This window comes from Photorhabdus kleinii (genome assembly GCF_025384885.1).
GTDB lineage: Bacteria > Pseudomonadota > Gammaproteobacteria > Enterobacterales > Enterobacteriaceae > Photorhabdus > Photorhabdus kayaii.
This window is the reverse complement of record NZ_JAJAFY010000094.1, coordinates 1-5,376: the sequence shown is the minus strand read 5'-3', so window position 1 is coordinate 5,376 and position 5,376 is coordinate 1. Positions and strand designations below refer to the sequence as shown.

At 44.9% G+C, this 5,376-nt stretch carries 6 protein-coding genes; all 6 read right to left on the bottom strand.

The window, feature by feature from the left end; all coding sequences use genetic code 11:
- Positions 1 to 210: 210 nt before the first annotated feature.
- Positions 211 to 924, bottom strand: a complete 714-nt coding sequence (gene qatD, locus LG003_RS22340) for a Qat anti-phage system TatD family nuclease QatD (protein ID WP_262981682.1) — start codon at positions 922 to 924, stop codon at positions 211 to 213.
- 8 nt (positions 925 to 932) lie between these two features.
- On the bottom strand, positions 933 to 2,252 hold the full coding sequence (gene qatC, locus LG003_RS22335) for a Qat anti-phage system QueC-like protein QatC (protein WP_315903403.1): 1,320 nt from the start codon (positions 2,250 to 2,252) through the stop codon (positions 933 to 935).
- Positions 2,234 to 2,986, bottom strand: a complete 753-nt coding sequence (locus LG003_RS22330) for a hypothetical protein (protein WP_262981680.1) — start codon at positions 2,984 to 2,986, stop codon at positions 2,234 to 2,236. The genes qatC and LG003_RS22330 overlap by 19 nt, the downstream gene beginning before the upstream one ends.
- Positions 2,986 to 4,770, bottom strand: coding sequence for a KAP family P-loop NTPase fold protein (locus LG003_RS22325; protein ID WP_262981679.1), 1,785 nt, complete (start codon positions 4,768 to 4,770; stop codon positions 2,986 to 2,988). The genes LG003_RS22330 and LG003_RS22325 overlap by 1 nt, the downstream gene beginning before the upstream one ends.
- Before the next feature lie 147 nt (positions 4,771 to 4,917).
- Entirely contained in the window at positions 4,918 to 5,190 is a 273-nt protein-coding gene (locus LG003_RS22320; protein ID WP_262981678.1) for an arylsulfatase regulator, read from the bottom strand.
- On the bottom strand, positions 5,187 to 5,376 hold a 190-nt coding region (locus LG003_RS22315), incomplete at its 5' end, for a helix-turn-helix domain-containing protein (RefSeq protein ID WP_262981677.1). The genes LG003_RS22315 and LG003_RS22320, both read right to left, overlap by 4 nt.

Genomic DNA, 5,376 nt, shown 5'->3' with positions numbered 1-5,376 from the left:
ATTAAGTAATGCGACTGAGAGCGAAATAGAGAGCCTCAATACCCCCTCGCCCTACTAAGCTGTGAGCGAAGCGAACTAAATGGCACGATATGATAGCAATGGAGATGTTGGATGGTCGGAGACGAAAGGATGGGGTTGTAAGCCGGAAGCCGCCAAAATTTTGTCAGCGTGGTGTTCCAGCATGATATGGCAACGGATATCCACGATATTTTACAATTTACATAACTCTCTAAAATTTTCAAAAAGCTGAGCTTTAACCTCCATCTGGCTCATGTCCCATAATGTGGTTAGCTGCTTCTCTGCAATCTCACTGTCCCATGGCATTAGTGGGTCATTACGAAACTTACCAAATGGCCCATCTGTTTCTGTAAGAATGCGTGATTTGGGAATTTTCAAAGCTAAGGACTTTCCCTTTATTGTATCGAGCATTGCTGGCCCCACTGAGAACCAACACCCTAAATCGATAGCCCTTTCAAGCTGCTTAGGTGTCCCTGTGAACCAATGCAATACTGCTACCCCATCAATATTTTCGATCTCATCGAGGACAGCTGACGCACTTCCTCGGCTATGGATAGTCATAATCTTGCCTCCAGCACGATTTACGTTATTGAGTATGTGTCGGAATACCTTCAACTGGATGTCCCAATGCTCTTTAAATCCCTTACCACCATCAAGCCCTATTTCGCCAATGTACCTAGTTTCCGAAAGCAGTGAATCAAATAGCTCTAACTCATGCGATCTTTGATGTGCTATTTGGGGATGAAGCCCAAGAGCTGTTCGGATTCGTTGGCTTCCTTTGGCTAGTGAAGAGGTCCCATGCCATGCTCTAGGTGTCGTTGTAACCGACAGTATATAAGTCCCTCGACGCTTGCATTCCTCAGCCACTTGTTCTGGCTGAGGATATAAGTCGAGATGACAGTGCATATCGATGCTCACACTATGCTCTCACTTAGTAAGTAGCTTTCGACCTCATCCAGGCCGTCTATAAACACCTGCTTAAAATTATTGAATGTTGCCGTAGGCAAAGGACCGCTTTTGGCGATCCATGTTCCTATTTTCAAAGTCGATTTCTGTGCGATCGCAATCCTAAGAGCCATGAGATCATCCCTGCGATCAATTTCATTTATTACTTTAGCTAGGGACTGAAAAGTATAATCAGCGTCTTTATCAATCCCCCCAGCATGAAGCGATGCCCGTCGAATGATGCACGGTACACACACTCCGCACTGCTGATTCGGGCGTTTCCAATGACTGCAAGATACTGTACTTTCCACGACTTCAGATAATAGTTGCTTATTCAAGCATTGGGAGGCCATTTGCCCCTTTGTTTTGAACTGATATGGATTGATTATTTGGCAAGGAATACCGGCCGCATCAAAGAGCTTTTGTACGCTCGTAATAAAATGTGGATGTGTAGTTCGTGTGCTCAGCGTACCTATCCTTCGTGGGGTTAGTGGCGCATTTAGCGAGATAAACCCATTTTCAGGCACAAACAGATCGACCTTTTCTTGTTGAGATACTTCTTGTACAGCACAAGCGCCAACAGCCGCAAAGGCAAGAAAATTGAGGCTACGCGTTCGCATCGTAATCTCAGTATCACCTTGATATATATGCGGATCAGCATTAATTTCAAACCGTGAGTATCGACCATTTAATTTTTCAGCAATCTGATCTTGGCGTGACTTGTCTCCTTTATAAGCATGACTAACCAAAAGCGGGGCACGCCCTGCTGCAAGAAGATCTATTGCGCCAATAGCCGAATCCAATCCGCCCGAAAATAAGCTGACGCAGTCAAGATCTTTGAGTTTAATCAGATGAAATTTTGAATGCTGGCTATACGGTTCTGGTGGTGCATAACCACCGTTACAAAATTCAAAATCCCAGATGTCTCCACTAAGGAAATGCAAAGCGCTTTCAAGCTCCTTCTTAAGAGCAATCCATCGAGATGGCTCATGAAGGGGAAGTCGTAACGAGAATTGGCGAGTCCAACCATCCTCAGAGCTTTCACGCTGAACGAAGGTATCGGCGGCTGTAACCGCTAGTGCGATGCTCAAAAAATCCATGACCTGAGCTGGAATTTTGACTCCCAAGCGCTTAATTCGATCAATCGCAGGATTCCCAATAATAGATATATCACCCCGACCCTGCCCGCTTAATCCATAGAGCTGTACGGGCAACAAGCTATCACCTGCTGGCGGTAAGAGACGATGATCATGATGGAAAACTAATTGTGTCATTGGTAGGCCTCCCATTCTTGCCAAGCCTCAATGATTACCTGACGCTCAATATTAACCATTTGATTTTTCGAAAAAGTTCTGATATTACCGACAAGTTTTGGAGCCATATGCTTATCAACAACAACTTTGATCAATTCTCGAAGTTCAGTTTCTGCATGGATGGCTTTTGAAGGAGTATCTGCTTTATTCCATGCCTTGTTAGAATCCATGACCATTTGCAGAAAAATGCTTTCAGCTAGATAACAAATCATTGTGTCAACGATCACACCATCAGTTATTTTTTGGGGATCGAAAATTGCTACACCATCGAGAGCCTCCACTAAGGCATGGTTCATGGCTGCACAAATCTTTTCTGAATCACCATCCTGTGATGTTAAAGCTTGAGCAATAGCTGATATTGCCATTTCGCATGGAAGGCCAGCCAAACTGCCCAAATCAATGCTTGGTTCTCCTGGAGCCGCAGGCATTCCCGCCAATGCCCCAAACAATCCGCCCCCTGCCTGTGTGACACTCCCTAATCGTCGAGCTGCACTACCGCTCCCTCCAGAGGCTTTTCGCGCGTAATGCCCTATGGCTTTTCTGAAGTCTGCTCTATTACCGTTTAAAACCGCATTTCCCAAAGATTCCCGGAACGGCGCAAACCTTCTTTCTTGTGGCGGGGGCAAGGGTTGCTGTGGCTGATCATCAGCCCAAGGTGGAACTAGTGGAGAACCACCACCTGGACCTGTACTTGATTGTGAAGTTCCCATTAAGCGTCCTTATTCCATTGCTCATCTTTTAGTGCTGCAGTCATCCACGCTGGCCGTTTCATCCCCAGTTGCAACTCCTGCAAAAAACGAATTAATATACTGGCCGCATCTGCCGAATGGCGGGCTAAGAGGCATGCACCGGAAAAACCCTTAGGTTTACGAGCCCAATCTGACACTTGCCTTAATTGGCTAATTAAACCTTCCATTACAGGTACTTGCTCTTCACGAGGAAGCGTTTTCAAAAGGTCTTCTGCTGTAGGAGAACTGGTATTTTTCAGTTCAATAAGTGCATTCAGTACTTCCCGTCCAGATGGCGATAAACCGACCACATATGCACCTATTGGCATAGTTTCTCTGGATAGGTATATAGCGGCTCTCAAATCAATTCCACCAAGGCGCGGTTCAAGCTGAGCCCATTGAGCAATGAAAGCTTTAGTTGTTGGATTATCAGTCCATGTCTTTGGCGCTTCCGAAGGTACTTGACCGTTAGTATCCTCAAGCTGTTTTAGTAGCTGGGGCATACCTTGTTCAATATCCACGAGGTGATATAAATCAGCAGTACCATCTACTCCGACACATCGTTCAAAGATTACTAACTTAGTGATAATTGCTTCATCCAAAGGCATCGCTCGTCGCTTAGCAATTTGAGAACGCATTTTCACAACATTCAGCAAACGCTTAACGATTCTGGGATTGCCATGGATTATTGGAGAGTTCGCTAATACAGGAGCAATACGGTCCGCACGTGCAAATGCCAAAGCTAGATTACTATCCTCGGATTCACCAGTCATTTTCAGGGCGTCCTGGCGTGAGATTGGTTCATCTTTCCAGGAATGCTGTAATGCCCTTTCTAAACCATCACGGAGATTGGTAAGTTTTTCGCCTTTTAAGCCATGTTCAATAGCATAAAGCATGAACAGATATGAACGAATCTCACGCACTCCAGCTTTTGGCACCCGAATAGGAACCTGGATGAGCTTATCGAGATAATCTATCTGATGGCGCTGTGATGCCCCCTTGAAGTAATCAGACACAGAAGAACGAATCATGTCCTCATCTGCTGCAATGATAAAGGCAGTATTAGTTAAGAAAAGGAATAACCTGATAGCTTCAAGCGTATGAATAGCGTTAGCAGGGAGGCAGCGATCAAGATTATCTATTATCACTATAAGTGGCTTACCAAGCTCTTCTAAAATTTCCCCATATTCCTTACGGAAAGCTTCAATCTGTTGAGGAGGGCTTTTTTTCACCTCTGGCTTGAACAAATCACCAACCTTCTCCTTACCTTCTTTAGCCAGATTGCCTAAAGCTTCGTACTCTTCCTGACTTTGTATTCCATCTGAAACATTTCTTAATGCTCCCAAACCTCTAGCAAGAAAGCCCCCAGTAGGAACTCCGGCAAATAAAGCCGCTCCTTCAGCCAAGAACCCCATTGCCCTAAATCCATCTACCCGACTAAGGAGTTTCTTCGCTTTTGAGACGATGGAGGCATTCCCATCCGCAGCTTTCGTCAACGATGTGGCTATAACTTCAAGAAGCGCAGCTCGAGCGTCGTCATAACCTTGATAGAGCCAGGAGTCAAAGTTGATAACAATCCAATCCTTATCATCTTTCTCAAGTTTTTGCTCTATCAGTTTCAAGAGTGAGGATTTGCCAGCACCCCAATTACCAAAAATGCCTATCGATACTGGTAACATACCTTCGGTAGTGAGCACATCGACGGCTAATTGGGATACTTCTCCAAAATTTAGGTAATCTTCTGATGATTCCTTGTCTGACCACATCTGTTTACCCCTTATTTTTTTCGACTATTGAAAGCATCAAATCACTCCTGATAAGGTCTATCTAGGATGCACACAGTTCTAGATTCAGCTATCTCGCGAACCTGAGGCAGTAAGCTGAAATTCATCAAAATTTCCGGATCGTAATTTTTAGTGATCTTTAGGAACTTCAATAACGCCATCAGCAATCCCCTGAGCCATTCGTTCCATCCATACTGCAAAGCGAAAATACCCAGGATATTGCAGGCAAATGTAATCCATCTGGACCTTTGATGCACTGTCCATCACCCGTTTAAAGGCATTCATATAGTCATAACAGCCCTGCAATAGCTGGGTATCGTCATTCTCTGTCAGAGGAAACCGACAGGCATAATCATGGACAATCTTTGCCAGCTGCCGCTGTTCTGCGGTTAAGTCGATCATTTTTTCCCTCTTGAAAGTGTCCGGTAGACTGTTGGTCTTGAGACTGAAAACAACTCAGCAAGATCACTGATCGAGTACTGCCCGGTTTCATTCATCCGGCACAACTCTTTTTGCTGTTTATCAGACAATTTTGGCTGCTTCCCCCGTAGTTTCCCTTTCGCCCGTGCAATAGTCATACCTTCGCGG